Origin of the sequence: Pedobacter immunditicola (assembly GCF_037482985.1) — a bacterium.
In the GTDB taxonomy this organism is placed as follows: domain Bacteria; phylum Bacteroidota; class Bacteroidia; order Sphingobacteriales; family Sphingobacteriaceae; genus Pedobacter; species Pedobacter immunditicola.
This window is the reverse complement of sequence record NZ_JBBHKC010000002.1, coordinates 210,708-231,868: the sequence shown is the minus strand read 5'-3', so window position 1 is coordinate 231,868 and position 21,161 is coordinate 210,708. Positions and strand designations below refer to the sequence as shown.

Below are 21,161 nucleotides of genomic sequence, written 5' to 3'. Positions count from 1 at the left end.
GTCATGCCGGATTTTGGGCCCGGGATGACGATCAACCATCATTCAATACGCTTTGATAAACTTCTAAATATTTTTCACACATCAGCGGGATATCATATCGGGCAACATAGGCCTGCGCGGTCTTCACCATCTCATGAGACAGTTCCGGATCTGCGGAAATCGCTATAATCTTTTTGGCCAGCAACTCAGGCTGCTTATTGGGGAATAAAAAACGGGGATCGGGTACGATATTGTTCACGCCGGGCACATCAGATCCAATGAATGGTTTCCCGGAGGCTAATGACTCCAAGGCAACGCCTGATAAACCCTCAAAATGAGTGGATAAGACGTTGAGGTCTACCTTATTCATCAAACTATAGACATCCATGCGCATCCCTAGAAAATGTACCCTCTCCCTTAAACCCAGACTTTCGGTGAATTGTTTTGTAACTTCTACCAATGGGCCACGGCCGGCTAAAAAAAGATGGAAATGCGCCGGCAAGTACTGCATCGCCTGGATTAAGGTGTTCTGGTCCTTCGCTCCGCTGAACCGGCCCACCATCAGGATGTTAAAATGCCCCGGCTTTAAAAATTCATAATTGACCTGCATCCCCAGCACCCTTTCCGCAGCGATCTGTTTTAAATTGACTCCGTTATGGATCACAACCGTCCTCACATTCCGTAACCAGCTGAGCAGATTTGCATCTACCGCTTCCGTAATGGAAATCACCATCGCATAACGGCTATATACCAGGCGTTCGATCAGCTTCAGGATTTTATATTTCCGCCGGTTGTTGAAAATGTTATGCTCGCTCTTCACTAACCGGGTTTGGGGTGGCTTAAACCAGGACGCGATGGCCAGCCAGTATTGCGAGGGAAATAAATGGGCATGGACAATATCAAATTGCTCCTTCCGTAAAATCCGGATCAAGTGAATCACCTGGAACGGATTAAAATTCGCCTTATTTAATCGCTTGATGGGTACGCCACCTTCCTGAATGAGGTCATAATATTTTTTAACCTCGGTGTTATTGTTGCTGAGTAAAAGATGTACTTCATGTCCGCTTTGCTTCATCAAGGGCAGGATATCCGTCAATAGCTTTTCGGCACCGCCCGTGCTGAGCCCGTTGATATAATGTAGGATCTTCATAAATTATTTCACTTGTTTTAATAATCGGAACTTCAAATAATCGATCAGCGTGGGGTGGGACCATAACTTACTTTCCAGACCTGGCTTTTTAACATCAACAGCCCCTTCCAGCACCGCGGAAACAGCTTTTTTGACGAGGCCAATTCCTACGTTCAACTGCAGCAAGGGATAGGTGACAAAGGTGTCTTTCACGGTCGGCCGGATGTTTTCCTGGTAAATGACCTGCCCGGTATCGATCCCCTGGTCTACGAAATGTACCGTGACCCCGCAGTTTTCCGGATCATTGTTAACCAGTGCCCAATAGGCACCGTGTACCCCCCTGTATTTTGGGGTGATGCCCACATGGGTATTGATAAATTTGCAGGGTATATTTTGGAGCACGTTCTTGGAAATGATCCGCGTACCGTTCACGATTACCAAATCGGGTTCAATGGCTTTTAAAAGCGCCAGCGTCTGCTTTGAATTCACGGAATCTACATATTCAACGGGATCTTTTGCCGGATCTAAAGTCGTGTCAAAGCCAAAGCTGTTCCATAATTCCCGGTACCTTTTGCGGCTTTCCAATTGGATCAGCGGCAAGGCCAGTACTTTAAACAGGATTTGCCCCGAAACTTTGAACAGCCCCAGTTTCTTGAGCCGCCTTTTGAGAAAGACTGAGGTGGGCGTTCCTTCCTCCAGGATGATGGAATGGATCTGAAATTCCTGCCGCAAAGCATTATAAAGTATATAGGACGATTTGCCCTTCCCGGCTAAAATAACAATCTTTTGAGGTTTCATTTTCAAAGGTTAGTTTTCATCAGTATATCATAGTTTTAACGGTGATGATGCGAGCATGGGCAATTTTCAAACGCTTTGGCTAAGCCGGACATGGTGATACTGCTGAAGTTGTATTGTTTATGGAGCTGCACGTAATGCTTTAAGATCTTTTCCAGGAACAGGAAATTCTCATTGGTATGGCTCCCGAAATTATGGGGATGCCACCATAAATGGTAGAGTTGCTTGTGCTTCGCTGCATAGGTCATCGCATTTTTGATCCTGTTCAGCTTCAGCTCCTCAAATACCTTTAGCTTGGGGGAATATGGCCTTAAAAACCTGCTGGAAGGAATATCGATCGGGAACTCGACAGGAACCTTGTTCTCTGGATAGTTTAAAGGGTAACAGTGATGGCCCGAAAGGTTGATATAAGTATCCAACAAACGCAGGCCTCTCTTGATATCACTTTTTCTTTCCAGTCGCTCGGCTTTGTAAATCCAATGGCGCTCGTTCCCCCGATAAGCTTTGATCCCTGATTCCCTGCAGATCTCCAGGTGTTCCGGGTTAATCTGGTTCCGGGGGAAGACAATTGAAGTGGTCTTGATCCCGTTTGCTGCCGCAAGCGCGATAGCCGCTGATAAATCTGCTTTGAATGCCGCCGGTTCCTGCCCGCCTTCCAGACAGAAATAATGGCTAAAAGTATGAGTGCCGATTTCTTGTGCCGGATAGCCTTTAATTAACTGGATCAGGGGCTTCGCAAAATGATACTGGTCTTCTTCTCCATTATTTGCAATCGCAGGGATGTAACTGGTGTAGGGCGACAGCTGCTTTTCAGTATACTCGGGCTTGAGGTCGGGCAGCATTGTTTGAAGCTCGGTTTTTCCATCGGCATACAGGAAACCGACTGTTGCAAAAGTGGCACAGATACCATGCTGGTCAAATAAAGCTAAAGTCCGCGGAATAACATCCCAGACCGCAATGATGTTCTTGCCGTAATCGTGGATCGTCCTTTTGTCAAAGACGCCCCACATGAGTTCAAAATCTAAAGACACCACAAAGCGTCCGCCGTCAAATTGCATAAAAGGGATATTAGAGATTGTTGGATTGTTGTTAAATCAGGAGGTTGTTTAAGAACGGCTTCACCTCAAATCTGTTCATGTGATCTAGGGCAATATGAGACCAATTGCTTAAAATTAGCTGCTCTATTCTTGGCTCGAAGCAATCAATCAGACGGATTGCTTAAAACAGGTTGGGGGATTCTTCGCTTGAGGGGTTTCTTTTTTAACTGGGCCCTGACCAGCACTAAAAAGCCGAATATTAGGAACATGATCATGAAGGGCGTCTTTTGCCGCAACATAATCCCCAGGTTTCCCAAGATCAAAGGAAAGGTGATTGAACCCAGGATGAAAAAGACGACCATCGATTTGACGGGGACCGACGCCAGCCGGTAAGCTGCCAGGGGATTACTGAACAACACCTTGATGAAAAACAGCAGGTAGAGCAGGTTTTCCAAAGAGGCCAGCATCGCTAAAGCCCCCGGTAAATCAAAGAATAAGGGCCGGAATAAAAAGGTAAAGACCTTCAGCGGATAAGGGTAACTGGTGACATCGAGGGAGGATGTGGTCCTTGCCTTCGAGAGCTTCGTGATGTGCTGATTGGAATAGGCACTGATGGACTCCGACTGTAGATCGTCTATCCTCGCAAACTTCGCCACATAGGGAAACATATAATAGGAGCCGCCAAGGAAGAGCAGGCACAGGATGACTTTCTTATAGATTCTGAGCCTTCCATCCAATACCGCAGCGGTTCCAAATGCCAGGCATAAAAATAAAAGGATATGCGGCCTGATGAATATACTGATTAAAACAGCAGCCACAATATATAAAAAGCGCTTCCTGATATTGGCTAAGGCATACATGAAGATCACGACGCTAAAAAAAAGCAGCGTATCCTTCCCTATCCCACTGGTCCAGTAATGGATATTCGGGAGAAACAGGAAATAGGGAAATATAGGAATCCAGAGGATTTTCACCTTCCGCAAGTATAAAAACCGCGGCACATTAACTTTGATGATTTTATACAGGTAAACAAAACCGACATAGCCCAAAACCATATATAGCATCGATCCGGTAAAAAAGGAAAGGTTCAGGACGTGTGCCGGGTAATAGTTCAGTAAATAAACATAGCCTGAGGCCGATCCCCGGTTGATATAGCTCATCACCACCGGCCAGCCCTGGTTTTGTGGTGCAAACCAATAGGTAAAGGCATCGCCGGTGCCATCTGAAACATTGTAGCAATAGGCTGAACCAATGAGGAGATGCCAGAAAAACAGGTAATTCAAAAACTTCCGGTCGTAAGCATCGAAACCGGTAAACCAGTTCTTCACTTTTAAGCCCAAAACCAACAGGAAGAAACAGACAACAACATCCAGCATTATTTTCTACTTTATGGGGTGATTAAAAATTACTTTGTGGGGTGATTAAAAACATGTTCCACTAATCTTTCAGTGCTCCTGGCATCATGGTGCGTAAAAAAACGCTCCTTTAAGTTTTTCCTTTTACCATCGTAATCGTCCATACCGCTTTTCAATACGGCTTCCAGCGCCCTGAAAAACATTTCCTCACTGCGCAGCACCGGCCCTGGCAGCCATTCTTCTATCGCTTCAAAATAAAAACCCCTGTTCTCTTTATAGGTCTCAAAATCTGTACTCACACAGAGGATGGGCTGATCCAGCAGTAAATAGTCAATCACCACCGAGGATACATCCGAAATCAGGACATCAGTGCTGCCCACCAACTGGTACAGCGTAACGCCACGGTCGGAGATCCACTGGTCATCAATAAAAGCCATATGGCTCAGGTTATCGGTAGCCGCATATTTAACCGCCATCGGATGGGGCTTCACCAGGCAAAAGGAATTATTTTCCCTTAAAATCTGGTTGAATCGCACGACATCGAAATCCGCTATATAAAATGGGTTCCCCGATTCTATCCCGTCCTGCCAGTCGACTTTATTCATGTTCTTCCGGAAGGTCGGCATCCAGATCAGCACCTTTTGATATTGATTAAGGCCTGGATTTTTAGAATGTGGAGCGCTTTCCTGGGTATGGTGATGAAGTTCGGCGTCATTAGAGAGTTGGAGCCCGGTGTCCAGTTGCGCTCTGACCTTGGCTTTTTTGGCTTTGCCTTCCAGCAGCTGGTCATTTCTTGGGTAACCAGACACAAAAACTTTCGATTCCGGCACACCGAATGCCTCCGAAAACATTTTCCTGGTGAGCGTCGAAGTGCCGACGGTAACATCGGCAGGGATGGCCCGCCCGCCGATCAAAAGGCCTATCTTTTTATACAGGATGCCATGCCAGATGTTAGTGACCACCTGCCTCCTGGAAAAGGCGGATAAAAATATGCCATGGGTCAAAAAAAGATACTTACTGGTGAAGAGCTGCCAGAAGAACCTTAACTGCGCTTTATTGTTCTCATTGCTTGAGATCACCTTCACGCCCGGCAACAATAGTCCCCCGGGATCGTCTTTCTGCTTTTTAGAGACCACATAGCTGACCGGAATATCGTAATGCGATGCAATGTAATTGGCCGTAGCGACAGCACTGCTTTCTACATTGGGAAAGCCTATAATTAACACACGGTTATATTTTGGAAGCATTTTATTGAGCGCAGACAGAAATTTGAGCCGCAGCGCCCTGACCATCGATTTTTTGTATTTCATGCTTGTTTCTCGTCTTGGTTTTTCGTCATCCCCGGGCTCCTCCCGGACAACGTTCCGGGACCGGGATCTAGTTAATTGATGAATTTAGATTTTGGATCACGTTCCGGGACCGGGAGCTATTTGATGACTAGTTAATTGATGAATTCGGATCTTCGAACGGCGTTCGGGACAAAATATGATGCCTGTATTCCAGGATCCGCTGTAAAAATGTTTCCTCATCTACTTCATCCAGGACGGTATATCTTCCCGGCCGCATTTCCTTCGATAAGTGGTAGATCATTTTCAAATCTGTCAGACTGGAGCGCTCCAGCAGCGTGGTAAAATCAAGCGGTATTCCTGTAGCCACCGCATAATCGATATGGATATTCAACAGCTTGTTTTGAAGGAATAGGGTAAATAAACTGATGGAGGCCACTTGTATACCATGCAACACATTATCAGACATCCCCAGGGCGGTCATGGCATGACTAATCAGGTGCTCGCTCCCGCTGCATGGCCTGCTGGTACCTGCCAGTGACATCGCTATCCCGGAATTGATCTGCCCCTGGATCACCATCCGCAGGAAAGGCTTGGAATACAGGTTGATATCGTTGAAATACAATAGGGCATTGGCTGCACTCCGCGACAAATGAAAACCGATATCGTTAATGTTATCTTTCTTCTTTTTATAAGCCAATACCCAGTCGTTGGTCGCTGAGATATTGGAAAGGATATCTCCTGATGCTGCCCTGATGTAATTGATTGGCGATTTCCGGATGATTTCCAGGTCGATGACCACCCCCATCGGCATCATCCCCGGAATACTCTCGGTTTTGCCTTTGTAGTTCTTTAAAACGGCAATCGGTGAGATTAAGCCATCATTCGAGATGATGGTAGGCACCGAAAGGTGATTGATATTGGTGAGATAACCCACTCTTTTCACCGTATCCAATACTTTGCCGCCCCCGATGGCAACAATCAGGTCATAGCGGTCCTCTTCCACATACTTCCTGAGCTTGTCGACCTCCCCAAAGCTATTATCAGCGATGACATAGCCCTCCCACCCGGTGTCAGCAATGACCTGATCGGCCAGGAGTTTGGAATGCGATTTACCGGAAACAACCAGCACCTTGCCGAAAATAAACTTATTCCGCTCCAGGAATTCCTGGATATCAGCAATAATATTTTCGTCTACCTGGAAAATGATGGGCAGATAGGATAACTGCTTATAAATCATGATGCCCTGAATTAACTTTCTTTGATCTTTTTTATTAAATCGGATGTGCTGATGCCATTGGTATAAGGTAAAAGGCATAAGGCTACTTGATTTGCTTCCAGAAACGCCTCATCTACCTTGATTTGCTCCATGTAACTTTCCTTTGCCCAATCATCGCCATGGACAATGATATCTATGCTGTATTTTTGGATATAAGCCTTGTTATCGTATTCGTTGATGATAAAAGCCTCGTCCACATAACGGCAGGCTTCAATTAAGGCCAGCCTGTCGGTCTCCGAAAAATAGGGCCTGCGCTTATAATCCGCGACCATCTCATCACCATTAATGGCCACAATGAGCTTGTCGCCCAGCGCCCTTGCCTTCTTTAATAATTCTACATGACCTTTGTGAAAAAGATCAAAAACGCCGATGACATATATATTCTTACCCATCATTGAGTTTTGTTTAAGTGGTCGTCATCCCGGACAACGTTCCGGGATCTATTTTCGACTTTCTAAGCTTCTAATTGGGATCCAGGAACGACGGAGCCGAAGATGACTGAACCTGGGATGACGGCATGCAACTGTTGCTCGATGCAGGGTCCAGGCTTTGCCGGTAAACGGCATCAATCTTTTTAATAATTTGCTCCCAGGAAAATTCTGCCGATAAAGCTTTCGCGTTTTCCCCCATCGTCTTTCTCAGCGCTGCATTGTTCATGAACTTTTTAATGGCTGCTGCGATTTCATCAATGTCAAGGTGGTTCACCAGGAAACCTTCCACGCCGTTTTCGACATAGCCATCTACACCGCAGTTTTTAGCCCCGATGACCGGTAAACCACAGGCCATGGCTTCAATGTATACCCGGCCGAACATTTCCCTGTAACTGGGAAGTACAAAAAGATCATAGCTCACCAGCGTTTGCGGAACCTGCTCGTAGGGAAGATGCCCCTTGAAATTTACCTTCTCCCGGATACGCAAAGTCGACAGGATGTTTTTCAGCCTTGTGAGATCCGGGCCATCCCCATAGATGTCATAGATGAAATCACCGTCAAGTTGCTCCAGCGCAAACAACACCTGGTCAATATTCTTCCACTTCAGCAGCCTGCAGAGGGATACGATCTTCAAAGGTGCTGCTGGTGCCGGTTGCTCCTCCCGTCCGTAGTCTTTTTCCTGCGCTAAAAAACGGCCGTCGATCCCATGGGGAATGATATAATTTTGCTGGTGATAGGGTGCTGCAAGGGCCTGCTGACTGAAACCGAGGTTGATGACCGCCTGCGCACGCCGCAGGTATTGGATCAGCGTTTTATTCAATTTGAGTTTACCCAACTTCCTGGTGGTCACCACATAGGGCATTCCGGTATCTTTATAAAGGTGATAGGCGATCCCTGCATTTAACTTGATGTCATGCGCATGTACCAAATCGATCTGGTGCTTTTTGATCAGCTCCCCCAACTTTCGCCTGTTCATGTAATAGCCGATTTTAATCAGCAGACCTTTGAATGGCCCGTCCTCCTGGAAGTTCGGCACCGGCAGGATCACCACTTCCCTTCCCCCGATTTCATATTTCCCCAATGCCTGAAACCGGTAGAGCTCTTTCCATTTTCGAGAAACCCAGGACAACATCAGGTTTGAATAACTGACCACAAATACAAATACATAGTTGACCTTAGGCTCCAGACTTTCGTGATACCCTGCTGTGGTCATCAAGACATCGTTCTCACGCGCTTTTCCACTTAATACGGGGGCCGGCAGAACATCAGTTAAAACAAGAACATTCATCTTTATCTATTATAATTTTGTCGTCATTAGGTTAATCGTCGTCCCGGTAAATCGTCGTCGTCATCCCGGCCCCCGTGCCGGGATCTATTTATCAATTCGGGGTTTTTTGCTGCCGATACCGATATAACTTCAAGCTTTTAAAAGAAAATTCCACAAAGATCCTGGTGAAAAACTGCAGCTCCTTGAACTTGAATTTAACCAGGGACTGAAAAATAGACCACAGCATATACCGGTGGTAAATCCGGTAAAGAACAGCTACGGCTTTGTCCTGGGTATTTTTATTGAGGACATCCACAGTATATAATTTAACATAAGCGCGTTCCAGAAGCGTTTTCTTTTGATGCGTGGCATTGATACTTTCTGAATGAATGATCCTGATGCTGCAATAAACCGGAAGCACCCGGTAGGAACAGCCTTCAATTAATAAACGGCTGAAAAACTCCCATTCCTGGTGTCTTTTTAATAGAACTGAAAATAGCGGCCTCCCCATCAGGAAACTTCTCCTGAACATCGGCCCCGGCGTCAAGAAATGTATCTTGTATTGTAAGAAGTCCACGATTCTATTGTCGCTGTCCATCTCGTATTTTTTACAGATCACTTCGCCATCTATTAAATCGGCTACTTTCGACACCACAAAGTCAAGGGCCGGATCCGCCTTTAATTCAATTGCTTTTCTTTCGATCATCCCCGGCCTCATGAGGTCATCAGCATCAAACCATTGGATAAATTGGCCCCTGGCCTGCTCGAAACCATAATTCCGGCAGCTATTCCCCCCTTTGGGCAGCTGCACTGGCCTTGTATAGATTTTGAACCGTTGGTCTGACAGCGCCATTGTACTGGCAATATGAAAGCTGGAGTCTGTGGAGCCATCATCTACACAAATGCATTCCCAGTTTTGAAAGCGCTGTGATTGTATAGAGTGCAATGTGTCGCGGAAATGAGCAGCGGCATTAAAAAACGGGATGATAATGGACACCAATATTTCGTTCATGTTTCCGGAAATTAGAAGCTGCTTTATAGATTATGGATCACTTTAAAAAAGTGAGCATTATGCTGTATACCCACTTTATTCAACACAATATTTCTGTTCTCCACTAGATTGTCTATCGGTATTTCACCTAAACTTTTCAGGATCTCTTTATAGAAAAATATCAATCCCCAATTTTTGAAAGTGTGTTTAAGGGGGTTGTCATCATCCAGAATAATGATCTTGTTGGAAAGAAAAGAAACCAGTAAGTTACCTGCCGCCTGTTGTCGTTTATGGTTCATCCAGATTAAACCGCAGCTGTTGATGGTTTCCTGATATTCATTTAAAGGCATAAATGTTTTTAACGGAATAAATCTGGAACCAAACAACTTCTTGCCCAGTTCAATCACGCGTTCCACATAACGTTTGGAACCGCCATAGGACAAGGAGCAAATGATTTCTCCTTTAAAATTTATTTTATCCAGGTATCGCAATGCTTCAATATGGTTATTTGTAGGATCCCCAGAATTCCCCAGCAGCAACCTATCCAAATTGATTGGCTTAACAGGGAGCTGGTCCATGTGCATGAGTTCATTGGTGTAATATTTAAAATGCAGCTGTTCAATTCCGGGATTAATCCTTGCCGCAATCCGAAAATCGGAATCTACCCAGGTCGCACAGTAATCCATTTGTTTGATAATGTCCCTGCTGATCTGATTGTCCCTCGTAATGAGCATCCCTTTGAACCGGTTATACAGGCAGCTTAAGGCCCCTTTCAAGCTGGGCTCGTACATCGCATAATTCGAATGCCAGTCAATCAAGCCGGTTTTTGGAAGTGCACTGTAGCCTTCAAACCCCCAGAACAACCAGACTCTTTTTATCCTTGCCGGAATTTGCTGGATAAAGGAATGCATCGTGTTTTTGAAACTGTGAAAGATGACCACACGTGTAGCCATTAAATTAGCTGTAATCAGTTCATAATTTGCAGCTGATTTTGCCAAAACCCTTAATGAAGGATGCTGACTTTTAATGAAACGCGGCTTTTCATGGTCAGTGATGATCAGATAAGAAGAGTCATCCGGCATAAACCTTTCCGACATCTCGATGTAATAGTCCAGAAACTTATCATCCGGCATGATATTGACTACTCTTTTTAATTGCATTTTATTCGGTTGTTTCACAGTGTATCGTTGGGTTTCATTAGTATTTGTCGTCATCCGGGACATTATTTGTCGTCATCCCGGACATTATTTGTCGTCATCCCGGACTCCGTTCCGGGATCTATTTAAGGGATCCCGGAACGGAGCCCGGGATGACGCGGTAAAGTCAGTATGACGCGGCAAAGTCAGTATGACGCGGCGAAGTTCGGGTAACACTACCCCTGTACTAACCTTCTTTCCCTAACCAGCGAAAGAATGGCTGAAAATGCTTTCGACTTGATCAAAAAATTGATCATCAAATACATTAGAAAAAAACAGCTGAAAGGGATGAGGAAAGCAAGCACAAGTGGCAGATCGAACTTTGAAAACACGGCACTGATGCTGAAGTAACAGACATTGGCGATCAGTAAATAAGGAATGAAATTAAAAATAATGGTTTTGAGACTCAATTCAAGGAGTTTTCCAATGAAGAACAGTTCCGGAAGAAAAATAATGGCCGAAGAGATACAATAGCCATAAATCATCCCCATCAGCCCACTATAATATAAGCCGGACACCAATCCCAGGATCGTGATTGTGCGTGAAAACAGGCCGATCTGGAACATTAACTTTGGCTTGCCCAAGGCGAGGTAAATATTTCCACTTAAAGCAGCCAATGCCTGGAACATCCCCAAAATACTTAACACCTTAAAAATAGGAATAACCGGCCGCCAGTTCTCCCCGTAGACAATCAGGATCAGCGGCTCAGCCAACATCGACAAACTCATCATCAACGGAAAGGCGATAAAGGCCACCACTCCGGAAATCTTTAAATAGATTGATGCAATCTTTTCACGGTCGTCCTGGATCAAGGAAAAGGATGGAAACAAAACCTTGGTGAGGGTATTTGTTAACTGCCTTACTGGTAGAAGCATCAAATTATAGCCTTTGTTATAATAACCAAGCACATCTTTCCCTAAAACCCTGCCAACTAACAGGTTATCAATATTCCTTGCCCAATAACTGATGGATTGATCTGCCAACAAAGGCAAGCCAAACTTGATTAATTCACGGATATAAATCTTTTTAAGGGTAAAAGTCGGCAGCCATTTAATTTGGAAATAGTTTAAAATCGTGTTTACAATTAAGGTCGTATAGATTTGACTGACAATCGCCCAAACGCCAAATCCTTTGAAACCCAGGTAAATGGCAATGCCACCACCACATAGCAAGGAAAGAAAACTTCTGTAAAAAATCTGCTTGAAAGCCAGTACTTTCACCAGTTTATTGCTCCAGATGATACCAATCGCATTGATCACAAAAGTGCCGGAGAGTACTTTCGTGACCTGTTCAACGCGCTTTTCTTTGAAAAATTCGCCGATGTAAGGCGATACCAGGAAAACAATGATCATTAAACAAACACCAATGATCAGGTTGAACCAAAAAACCGTGCTGTATTCATCATCTGATACGGTTTTTTTCTGAACCAGGGCAGCACCAAAACCGAAATCTTTAATCACATTTAAAAACCCGGTGGCCAAGCTCACCATAGCGATGATCCCAAACTCTGCAGGAGTGATCAGTCGGGACAAAACGCCGGAGATCACCAATCCGGCGATTGTTATACTCACCTGATTGGTAATGGACCAGAAAAAACCATGTAATACAATTTTCTTTATGGAACTCAAGAGGTCAGGGTGTTGATAATCGTACTGGTGATGAAATCTTGTTCAGTTTCTTTTAACGTATAATAAAAGGGCAGCCTGACTAGTGCGTCAGAAAAATAATCTGAGACTGGTAAATCTCTGCAAACACACTTTTTGCTATAAAAAGGACTTTTATGCAGCGATAAATAATGAAAAACAGGGTGAAAGCCGGCTTTCCTGCAGGCCTCAATCAAGTTGGTCCTTTGCGTGAGGCCCTGTGTGACCAGGTAATACATATGGCCATTATTGGTTGCATACTCCGGAATGCAGGGCCCGCGCAGCAGGTGATCTAAGCCTGGCCCCTTGAAAGCATCGTCATACCGCTTCCAGATTTCTTTCCTCCTGGCTTGGATCTTGTCTAAATTCTCAATCTGCGCATATAAAAATGCGGCAATGATATCAGATGGCAAAAAAGAAGAGCCAATATCAACCCATCCGTATTTGTCTACTTCGCCCCTGAAAAATGCAGACCGGTTGGTTCCCTTCTCGCGAATAATTTCTGCCCGCTTGATGAACCTTTCATCATTGATGACCAGCATCCCGCCTTCCCCGGAAATAATGTTTTTTGTTTCATGGAAAGAAAAGGCCGCCAGATGGCCGATGCTGCCCAATGGCCGCCCTTTATAATAACTGTCTACCGCCTGGGCCGCATCTTCAATCACAAATAACTTATATTTCTCAGCAATCTCCATGATCATGTCCATGTCACAGGCCACGCCTGCATAATGAACCGGAACAATAGCTCTCGTTTTAGGGGTGATCAATGCTTCGATCTTAGTGGCATCCATGTTTGGATTGGAAAGCATGCTGTCTGTGAAAACAATGTTTGCTCCCCGTAAAACAAAGGCATTTACCGTACTCACAAAAGTATAGGAAGGGACAATCACTTCATCGCCCGGCTTAATGTCTATTAAAATGGCTGCCATCTCCAATGCATCCGTACAGGAGGTGGTCAGGAGCACTTTCTTAAAACCATACTTATCCTCGAAAAACTCATGGCATTTTTTAGTATACATCCCATCACCTGAGATCTGCCCTGATTCAACGGCTAATTGAATATACTTTGTTTCGTTGCCCGTAAAGTAAGGTTTATTGAAGGGTATCATATCGCGCTATTAGCTGGTGAATTTGATGGGTAACCTACATAACAACCACTACACTGCCGATCTACGTAAGAGCAGCAGTGTAGTGTTAGCCTATAATGTTTATATGAAAATATAGATTGGATCTATACGAGCACCCCAGGAAGCAGGGGCGATGGATTAACTATTTTTTACCTTCAGATTTTGTTTGTACCATTGAAGCGCAATGGAAATACCAGCTAATACGGACACCTTGGGTTGATAATTCAGGAGTTGTGCTGCCTTGCTGATATCCGCTAAACTGTGCTTCACATCTCCCTTTCTCTCCTCCCTGTAAATTGGGCGAAGCGTAAGTCCTTCATGTTCAGCGATCTTATCCCATAACTCATTTAAGGTGGTCCTTTCCCCATAGGCGATATTGATCACTTCACTTTTTGATAGCGCAGGGAGGAGCATTGCCCTGATATTTGCCTGAACAGCATTTTCAATAAAAGTAAAATCACGGCTGGTTTCGCCATCTCCGTTGATTACAGGGGCTTGCTCCGTTAAGGCAGCTTCAATAAACAGCGGAATAACGGCAGCATAAGGGCCTGAAGGGTTTTGTCTCGGCCCAAATACGTTGAAATACCTTAAACCTATGGTATGGAAACCGTAGGTTTGAGAAAATACCCCTGCATACAATTCATTGACGTATTTCGTGACCGCATAAGGCGACAGTGGTTTGCCAATCTGGTCCTCTACTTTGGGGAGAGCGGGATGATCGCCGTAGGTACTTGAGCTTGCCGCATAAACAAACCTTTTTACCTTTGCATCTCTCGCGGCGACAAGCATATTCAAAAAGCCTGAAATATTAACCTCATTAGTGGTTGCCGGATCATTAATGGATCGTGGAACCGAACCCAGGGCCGCCTGGTGAGAAACGTAGTCCATCCCCTCCACAGCTTTCCGGCAATCTTCCGGGTTCCTGATATCGCCTTCGATTAATTCAAAAGCAGGGTGAGCTTTAAAGTTTTCCAGGTTAAGCAGCGAGCCGGTTGAAAAATTATCCAGCACCCTGACCTTCCCCGCCCCATATTTTAGTAAATATTCTACCAGGTTAGACCCTATAAATCCTGCGCCCCCTGTAATTAGGAAGGATTTCTCCTTTAATTCTACTTCATGATAATTAGTTTCGTACATCTCTTTATTTTCTAAACGTCAATTTAAAAGTATCCTATGACAAATACCAGAATATATGATGATTGATAGGACCGGGCAGGAGTGAGTCCATTTAATAAACAAACACCAATCACTTACATTATATTATCTTACAACCTGGCGTCAACCTCTTCTTTTTTCAGAAAGCCTTTAACATCATAGATGATGCATTGATGACACTTTAAGTCCGATAAGTTGAGTTCATTAAACTCTTCATGCCCTACGGCCAGAACAATCGCATCATAACTTTGATTTTTAACCTGATCATAATCGTTGAAGGTTTCCAGTCCATATTCATGCAGTACTTCTGCAGGTTTTGCCCAGGGATCGTAAACGGTTACATGGGTATTATAGGATTTAAACTCATTGATCACATCAATAACTTTACTGTTGCGGACATCCGGACAGTTCTCTTTAAAGGTGAATCCCAGGATGAGTATTTTCGCTGCTTTAATTTGAATATCTTTTTTGATCATTAATTTGACAACTTCCTGGGCCACATAAGCGCCCATATCATCATTCATCCTTCTCCCCGCAAGGATAATTTCAGGGTGGTAGCCCATTTCCTGTGCTTTCTGTGCCAGGTAATAAGGATCGACACCAATGCAATGCCCTCCCACCAGTCCTGGTTTAAAGTTCAGGAAGTTCCATTTTGTACCCGCAGCCTGCAAAACTTCATGTGTGTCAATATCCAGCCGGTTAAATATTTTACTGAGCTCGTTCACAAAAGCAATATTGATGTCCCGCTGCGAGTTCTCAATCACTTTAGCGGCTTCTGCAACCTTGATGCTGCTGGCTTTATGGGTTCCGGCAGTGATGATAGATTTATACAACTGGTCTACAAATTCCGCACTTTCAGGTGTGGAGCCCGAAGTAACTTTCATGATTTTGGTTACGGTATGTTTTTTATCTCCCGGATTTATCCTTTCCGGTGAATAGCCGGCAAAAAAGTCTTCATTGTATTTTAACCCGCTTATTTTCTCTAAAACCGGTACACATTCATCTTCCGTGACGCCCGGATAAACCGTCGACTCATAGATAACAACGTCTCCCTTTTTTAAAACCCTGCCTACGGTTTCACTGGCCTTATACAGCGGCGTTAAAACAGGGCGGTTATTTTTGTCTGTCGGTGTGGGAACCGTAACGATATAAACATTGCAATTTTTTATTTCCTCGGCGTCATGTGCGAAAGAAAGCCCCGCCGTTGAATTTTGACCTGGATGAACAGCTAGCAAGTCCTCCGCTTCAATTTCTAAAGTACGATCATGGCCATTTTCTAATTCCTCAATCCGCTGCTGGTTAATATCAAATCCGGTAACGGCATATTTCTTTGCAAAGGCTACGGCTAAAGGTAAACCCACATAACCAAGGCCTATAATGGCAATGCGGGCAGTAGAATGTGTACTTACTTCTTGTTTATTCATTTATGATGAACGTTTAAATATCTTATCTGTAAAAACTTTGAACTTGCTGTCTTTATGATTCAAATCATCCGAATAATAACCATATCCCTTGCTGCCGTAGTTACCATATCCTCCATAACCTTTATCTGGTCGGATGCCATTGATCACTAAGGAGAGCCTCGGCAGTTTCTTTTCCCTATAAAGATCGTTAATTAATTGCAAAGCAGGTCGCACAGAGTGATTTGGACGAAGCACAAAAAGACTGATATCTGATAATTTTGCCAAACTTAGTGAATCTGCCACTAAACCCACGGGTGGAGAGTCTAAAATGACAAAATCAAAATTCTCCCGCAGGTAATTAATCAATTCCCCCATTCTTGGATGGATAATTAATTCTCCCGGATTCGGGGGAACAGGGCCTGAATTCAACAAATACAAGTTTGGGCACCCTCTTACTTCCTGAATAATATCTTCTGGATGAAGCTTCTCATTGATGATATAGTTCGAAATCCCCACAGCATTATTTACCCCCAGGTTACTCGAAAGGATGGGTTTCCTTAAGTCAAGTTCCAGTACAGCGACTCTTTTATTCGTAATCGCCAGGCTATTGCCTAAATTCAGACTTACAAAACTTTTCCCTTCACCGCTTACACTGGAGGTCACCACAAACACCTTATGTTTGGTGCTGGCGCCCATAAAGGAGAGGTTAGTTCTGATGGCCCGCAGCTGTTCTGCAATGGCACTGCGGTTATTGGTGGTGATGGCAATCGCACCCTCCGTTTTACTTAAACTTAGTTCCCCCAGAATAGGCACATTGGTTCCCTTTTCGATTTCTTTCCTGGTCTCGATCTTCTGATTCATCAACACATTCACTAACACAACGGAGGAGGGAATCAGCAATCCCAGCAGTGCCGCTATCGCATAAGTGAGGCTTTTGACCGGGAAAACAATGCCATCGTTGAGAATATCATCCACAGGCCTGGAGCGCTCGGCATTAGAGGAAACCAACTGAATTTCTGTCTCCTCCTTCTTTTGCAGCAGGAAGATATATTGCGTTTCCTTAATCGTGTATTTCCTGTTCAATTCAACAAATTGCTTCTCCTTTTCAGGAAGCACGTTAAAACGGCTTGTCAGCTTATTTTCCTGAGAGGCCACATTACGCCGGGCAGCGTTGTTCTGATTTCTCATGTTAACAATATTCTTCAGGATATTTTTCCGCATATCTGCTAACTGATCTTCAATGGGCAGCAAGCGCGGATCATCTTTAGTTCCTGAATTGAGAATCAGCTGTTTGCGAAGGACCAGTTCATTAAAGCTGGCCACTTGCGAATTTAATACCGGATCCATCAGGCCGCTCGTGGAAGCAATAATTTCTTCCTTGCCAGGTGGATTTTTCACGCTTTTTTCTACCAGGCTTAATAACTCCCCCTGGAACTCACTCAGGTTTTTTTCTGTATCCAGCGTCTGCATATTGGTTAACAAAGCCTGCGCGGAGGTAGATACATCGTAAATCTGGTTGGATGCCTTAAAATCGCGCAATGCATTTTCCTGCTGGCTTAATTCTTTACTGACCGTATCCAGGCGGTCTCCCAGGAAAACAATGGCTCTTTTGACAGCCTGGTTCTGATAATCAAGATAGGAAACATTATAAGAATGGATGAGTATCTGGATATAACGGTCCGCGCGCTCAGGCAGTTCATCTACGACAGCAATCTTCAGTAAACCTAAGCCTCCGTTCTTGGCTTGTTCCACTGTTAACCTCGTCAGATAGGTCTTTATTGCGCCGGTCCTGCTGAAAAGCTGCAGAGAATAATCGTTTTCCTTTACAGGCACCCCAGGCTTCTTACTGATCAGCACCGTGTCTGATTTCAGGAATACAGGCTTGCCATAAGTGCCCTCGTATTCGGAATTTGCATCTTTAATGCTAAAGTTCTTGTTGTTAAGGTGGAGTTTATATTCTGGGCTGGTAAAATTCGGATCTATTCTTCCGACTTCTATTTTTACCGGCATGGAATCCGCAAGTACAGGCGTGTTTCTCACATGCCCTAGTTTTGAAATGGCGACATCCAGTTGAAGAGAATCCACCACTTGTCCGTTTAACTGGTGCGAGCGAAGGATAAATATCTCATTACTGACAATAGATGCGGTATTTTCAGACCCACTGATTAATCCCACATTCGCCAGAACATCATTGGCACCTGGCTCCAGTGCCTGTCCGCCCACGATGATATACCCTGTAAGCTGATGTTTTGGGGTGGTATACCTTAAATAGACAAAGGCAACAAACAATAATATCAACAGCGAGATAATGATCCAGACATAGTTTTCAATTAATTTAGTTAAATAATGTTTTAAGTCAAAAGACCGAACTTCCGACTGGGTATTTTCATCTTCAAAAAAGTCTTCCATCAAACAATAGTTTTAAATTAAAAAATATTAGTAAACACAGCGACGATACCAATGCCCAGGGTCAGCATAGAAGCATAAAAACGGCTTTCTTCACTAAAGCGGCGACTGTCTCTCGGTTGAACATAGATGACATCGTTATGCTTGATCTGGAAAAGCTCCGCATCATAAAGGATGTCTTTCTTTCGTAAATCAATTTTGAAAATGGTCCGCTTTCCGTCGTAATCTCTGTATATCTGGATATCGTATCGTTTAGCAGATACAGGCAAATCCCCGGCGGCGCCCAAAGCATCAAGGAAGGTAGTCCGCTGTAAGGGTAAGGTGAAAGTGCCGGGGTTACGGACCTCCCCTAAAACGGTAAACTTTATCTGGAAAAACTTCACTGTCACCAATGGTCCCCTCAGGTATTTCCCTAAGGTATCGGTAAGCTTCTCTTTTAATTGCATGGCGGTAAGGCCAGATGCGGGAATTTTACCAACATAGGGCAGCTCAATGGTCCCATCGGCATCAACCAGCATCCCTGCAAGTTCAGATTCACCTCTTATTGCTCCGGCGGCGCCACCACCACCACCACTGGATGTTCGAACCCCGGATGAGGATATCCCACCGTAGGCATTGAATAATTCGGCAGCCTCGGGATCTTGTGCCCCTATAGTCACTAGTAAACGGTCACCATCCTGCACCGTGCGTTCAACCTGCGACATATGCGGCAGTTCAATCCGGTCGGATTCAGGGAGATCATTAAAATACTGTAATTGTTTGTTCGACGCGCAGGAGCTAATGATCGCAGAGATCACAATAAATAAGATGATACTTTTTCGCATTTCGATTTGAGCATTTAATTTATAATTATAAAGATAATATATATGGATTATGTTTTAAACATTTATGATCTTTTTGTAAACACAAAATGGCTATTTTTAAATAATAAGTTAAAGTATAAAAAGACTTGTTTTTACTTAAAACCTATAGATTTACTTAAAACCTGTAGAGCAAACCTATATTTAAATGAAAGTTATCTGTATCCTGTTTATTCCAGTCCCAGAAGGAATCGCTGGGGTCTTCAAGCGCCCACTGGTAATTTAACGACCTGATATAAGCCACCTGGGCATTAAGTATGAATCTGTTGTAGTCCCAGTCGAGTTTGCCGGTAACACCCAGGTCAACCCAATGTCTCCGGATATCAGGATTGGACCGGAAAGCCCTGTAAAAAAGGTCGTTGTTATGGACAATCCGCTCGAATTGCAGGCCAATTCTTTTTAAGCCACTCACCCAGCTCACATCCAACGACTGCAGGTTACTTCCGCTTCCTATGCCCGCCCCCAATACCTGCCCTTCGTTGGTATAACCATGTCTGATCGAGCTATGGCTATACCAATAACCTGCACCCCGCGTGATCTTCGTCAGCGCTGCCTCCAGCTGCGTCACTTCTATCCCTGCCTGGAGGTAAGTGTCGCTCTTCCGCAACGCAAATAGTTTTCGGAATCCAGCTACATAAGCCCTGCTGTGTTCAGGTTCTACAAAGGCATCCCGGTAATTGTAATTATGGTCATTTTTTCCATATTGGAAATAGATCTCCGCATTGGCCTCCGGCATCACCCATCGCGCTGAAAAAGAAAGTCGCTGATCAAACTTCCTTGGATCTTCCTCATCAGAGCCTGTAGATCCGTCGAATTTTACATCCTTTTTCTGTACCGCTGAAAATACCGGGAAGTAATCCCCAAAGCTGCTCCCCACATTATTATGGTATACAATGAAAGTACGGTCGAAGCCGAAATATAAATTAGGAATCCATTTGGGCTGGAAAGTAAGTGCAAAGCCGGAAAGGTAACGCCAATCGTCGGTTTTATTTCTTCGAAGCGGACCAGCCGGCGTTGCTATCCCTGATGAATCCAGCCTGCCGGCAATAAGCTGCGCTTCAAAAGAGCCAACTGGTGTTTTTACTGGCCTGATCGTATTTAAAGTCAAATGTTTAAAACCGGCTGCATGATTGCTCATCAGCAAGGAACTTCGGATACCTGGCCCCCACCAAAGGTTTTCGTTTGATAAACCCAGGGAAACAGGCCCCACGTTTAGCCTGATGCTGCTTTGACCCCAGTTAAACTGACTATAAGTGTCATTACCGAATTGTTCGGGCGCATCAATGCTATTGTAATAATTGGCATAGCCACTTTCAAATTGCCTGCCATTGTCTAATTCATGGATCTTTCGGAAGTTTTGATTCGCGGCATATACAAATTCAGGCCTGAACTGAAGGTGCAAAGGGCCTATGGCTGCAAAAAAACCCGCCGAAATCGTGGTTTGATACCCTTTGGCAGGAATCATTGCCCCATCATTCATTCCATAGGGATGATGTGAATTATATTGTTGCCGCCAGACGATCGGTAACGCATAAATCTTTGATTTTAACGTAGGAATGGAAACGAGTAGCCTGTTTAAATCCTCGAGGTATAAATCGTCTGAAAGTTTTACGTTATTCTTTTCCGAGATATAAAGCGGCCTGATCATAAAGGACGACCGCAAACTATCATTTCCTAACAATTGTTGTCGCCGGAAATAATCATCTGTGTCATGTAACAACCCGACCGGTAATGTTTGAGCATAAGTCACCGTTACCAAAAACATGGCACAGAGCAGTAATGCAATCCCCTTGAAGTTCATACCTTTAACCTATTAGTTAAA

General features: G+C 44.3%; 17 protein-coding genes. All 17 read right to left on the bottom strand.

Features of this window, described 5'->3' with window-relative positions; translation table 11 throughout:
* Positions 1-31: 31 nt before the first annotated feature.
* Entirely contained in the window at positions 32-1,129 is a 1,098-nt protein-coding gene (locus tag WG905_RS03590) for a glycosyltransferase (protein ID WP_339590333.1), read from the bottom strand.
* Between the two features lie 3 nt (positions 1,130-1,132).
* Complete coding sequence (locus tag WG905_RS03585) at positions 1,133-1,906, bottom strand: formyl transferase (RefSeq protein WP_339590332.1); 774 nt, start codon at positions 1,904-1,906, stop codon at positions 1,133-1,135.
* A gap of 35 nt (positions 1,907-1,941) precedes the next feature.
* Entirely contained in the window at positions 1,942-2,961 is a 1,020-nt protein-coding gene (locus WG905_RS03580) for a polysaccharide deacetylase family protein (protein ID WP_339590331.1), read from the bottom strand.
* A gap of 143 nt (positions 2,962-3,104) precedes the next feature.
* Positions 3,105-4,316, bottom strand: a complete 1,212-nt coding sequence (locus tag WG905_RS03575) for a hypothetical protein (protein ID WP_339590330.1) — start codon at positions 4,314-4,316, stop codon at positions 3,105-3,107.
* Positions 4,317-4,345: 29 nt separating this feature from the next.
* Positions 4,346-5,605 carry a CDP-glycerol glycerophosphotransferase family protein gene (locus WG905_RS03570; protein WP_339590329.1) on the bottom strand — a complete coding sequence of 420 codons (1,260 nt, stop codon included), beginning with the start codon at positions 5,603-5,605 and terminating at the stop codon, positions 4,346-4,348.
* A 127-nt stretch (positions 5,606-5,732) separates the two neighbouring features.
* Positions 5,733-6,821, bottom strand: coding sequence for an iron-containing alcohol dehydrogenase (locus WG905_RS03565; protein ID WP_339590328.1), 1,089 nt, complete (start codon positions 6,819-6,821; stop codon positions 5,733-5,735).
* Positions 6,822-6,832: 11 nt separating this feature from the next.
* Complete coding sequence (locus tag WG905_RS03560; protein WP_339590327.1) at positions 6,833-7,255, bottom strand: FAD synthase family protein; 423 nt, start codon at positions 7,253-7,255, stop codon at positions 6,833-6,835.
* A gap of 67 nt (positions 7,256-7,322) precedes the next feature.
* The gene (locus WG905_RS03555) at positions 7,323-8,579 is read right to left on the bottom strand and encodes a glycosyltransferase family 4 protein (protein ID WP_339590326.1); all 1,257 of its coding nucleotides are present in this window, start codon (positions 8,577-8,579) and stop codon (positions 7,323-7,325) included.
* 91 nt (positions 8,580-8,670) lie between these two features.
* Entirely contained in the window at positions 8,671-9,570 is a 900-nt protein-coding gene (locus WG905_RS03550; protein WP_339590325.1) for a glycosyltransferase family 2 protein, read from the bottom strand.
* Between the two features lie 23 nt (positions 9,571-9,593).
* Positions 9,594-10,763: a TDP-N-acetylfucosamine:lipid II N-acetylfucosaminyltransferase family protein gene (locus WG905_RS03545; protein ID WP_339590324.1), complete on the bottom strand. Its 1,170-nt coding sequence runs from the start codon at positions 10,761-10,763 to the stop codon at positions 9,594-9,596.
* A gap of 158 nt (positions 10,764-10,921) precedes the next feature.
* Positions 10,922-12,373: an MOP flippase family protein gene (locus WG905_RS03540; protein WP_339590323.1), complete on the bottom strand. Its 1,452-nt coding sequence runs from the start codon at positions 12,371-12,373 to the stop codon at positions 10,922-10,924.
* The gene (rffA, locus tag WG905_RS03535; protein WP_339590322.1) at positions 12,370-13,497 is read right to left on the bottom strand and encodes a dTDP-4-amino-4,6-dideoxygalactose transaminase; all 1,128 of its coding nucleotides are present in this window, start codon (positions 13,495-13,497) and stop codon (positions 12,370-12,372) included. Before rffA ends, WG905_RS03540 begins: the two co-directional genes overlap by 4 nt.
* A gap of 156 nt (positions 13,498-13,653) precedes the next feature.
* Positions 13,654-14,652: an SDR family oxidoreductase gene (locus tag WG905_RS03530; RefSeq protein ID WP_339590321.1), complete on the bottom strand. Its 999-nt coding sequence runs from the start codon at positions 14,650-14,652 to the stop codon at positions 13,654-13,656.
* A 128-nt stretch (positions 14,653-14,780) separates the two neighbouring features.
* Positions 14,781-16,094, bottom strand: coding sequence for a nucleotide sugar dehydrogenase (locus WG905_RS03525; protein WP_339590320.1), 1,314 nt, complete (start codon positions 16,092-16,094; stop codon positions 14,781-14,783).
* Complete coding sequence (locus tag WG905_RS03520) at positions 16,095-18,482, bottom strand: GumC family protein (protein ID WP_339590319.1); 2,388 nt, start codon at positions 18,480-18,482, stop codon at positions 16,095-16,097.
* Positions 18,483-18,499: 17 nt separating this feature from the next.
* Positions 18,500-19,303: a polysaccharide biosynthesis/export family protein gene (locus WG905_RS03515; RefSeq protein ID WP_339590318.1), complete on the bottom strand. Its 804-nt coding sequence runs from the start codon at positions 19,301-19,303 to the stop codon at positions 18,500-18,502.
* A 154-nt stretch (positions 19,304-19,457) separates the two neighbouring features.
* Positions 19,458-21,140, bottom strand: a complete 1,683-nt coding sequence (locus tag WG905_RS03510) for a capsule assembly Wzi family protein (RefSeq protein ID WP_339590317.1) — start codon at positions 21,138-21,140, stop codon at positions 19,458-19,460.
* Positions 21,141-21,161 lie beyond the last annotated feature (21 nt).

Excerpts from the sequence above, each read along its gene's own strand:
- WG905_RS03590 (WP_339590333.1), bottom strand. The coding sequence starts at position 1,129 with ATGAAGATCCTACATTATATCAACGGGCTCAGCACGGGCGGTGCCGAA.
- WG905_RS03585 (WP_339590332.1), bottom strand. The coding sequence starts at position 1,906 with ATGAAACCTCAAAAGATTGTTATTTTAGCCGGGAAGGGCAAATCGTCC.
- WG905_RS03580 (WP_339590331.1), bottom strand. The coding sequence starts at position 2,961 with ATGCAATTTGACGGCGGACGCTTTGTGGTGTCTTTAGATTTTGAACTC.
- WG905_RS03575 (WP_339590330.1), bottom strand. The coding sequence starts at position 4,316 with ATGCTGGATGTTGTTGTCTGTTTCTTCCTGTTGGTTTTGGGCTTAAAA.
- WG905_RS03570 (WP_339590329.1), bottom strand. The coding sequence starts at position 5,605 with ATGAAATACAAAAAATCGATGGTCAGGGCGCTGCGGCTCAAATTTCTG.
- WG905_RS03565 (WP_339590328.1), bottom strand. The coding sequence starts at position 6,821 with ATGATTTATAAGCAGTTATCCTATCTGCCCATCATTTTCCAGGTAGAC.
- WG905_RS03560 (WP_339590327.1), bottom strand. The coding sequence starts at position 7,255 with ATGATGGGTAAGAATATATATGTCATCGGCGTTTTTGATCTTTTTCAC.
- WG905_RS03555 (WP_339590326.1), bottom strand. The coding sequence starts at position 8,579 with ATGAATGTTCTTGTTTTAACTGATGTTCTGCCGGCCCCCGTATTAAGT.
- WG905_RS03550 (WP_339590325.1), bottom strand. The coding sequence starts at position 9,570 with ATGAACGAAATATTGGTGTCCATTATCATCCCGTTTTTTAATGCCGCT.
- WG905_RS03545 (WP_339590324.1), bottom strand. The coding sequence starts at position 10,763 with ATGACGACAAATACTAATGAAACCCAACGATACACTGTGAAACAACCG.
- rffA (WP_339590322.1), bottom strand. The coding sequence starts at position 13,497 with ATGATACCCTTCAATAAACCTTACTTTACGGGCAACGAAACAAAGTAT.
- WG905_RS03530 (WP_339590321.1), bottom strand. The coding sequence starts at position 14,652 with ATGTACGAAACTAATTATCATGAAGTAGAATTAAAGGAGAAATCCTTC.
- WG905_RS03525 (WP_339590320.1), bottom strand. The coding sequence starts at position 16,094 with ATGAATAAACAAGAAGTAAGTACACATTCTACTGCCCGCATTGCCATT.
- WG905_RS03520 (WP_339590319.1), bottom strand. The coding sequence starts at position 18,482 with ATGGAAGACTTTTTTGAAGATGAAAATACCCAGTCGGAAGTTCGGTCT.
- WG905_RS03515 (WP_339590318.1), bottom strand. The coding sequence starts at position 19,303 with ATGCGAAAAAGTATCATCTTATTTATTGTGATCTCTGCGATCATTAGC.
- WG905_RS03510 (WP_339590317.1), bottom strand. The coding sequence starts at position 21,140 with ATGAACTTCAAGGGGATTGCATTACTGCTCTGTGCCATGTTTTTGGTA.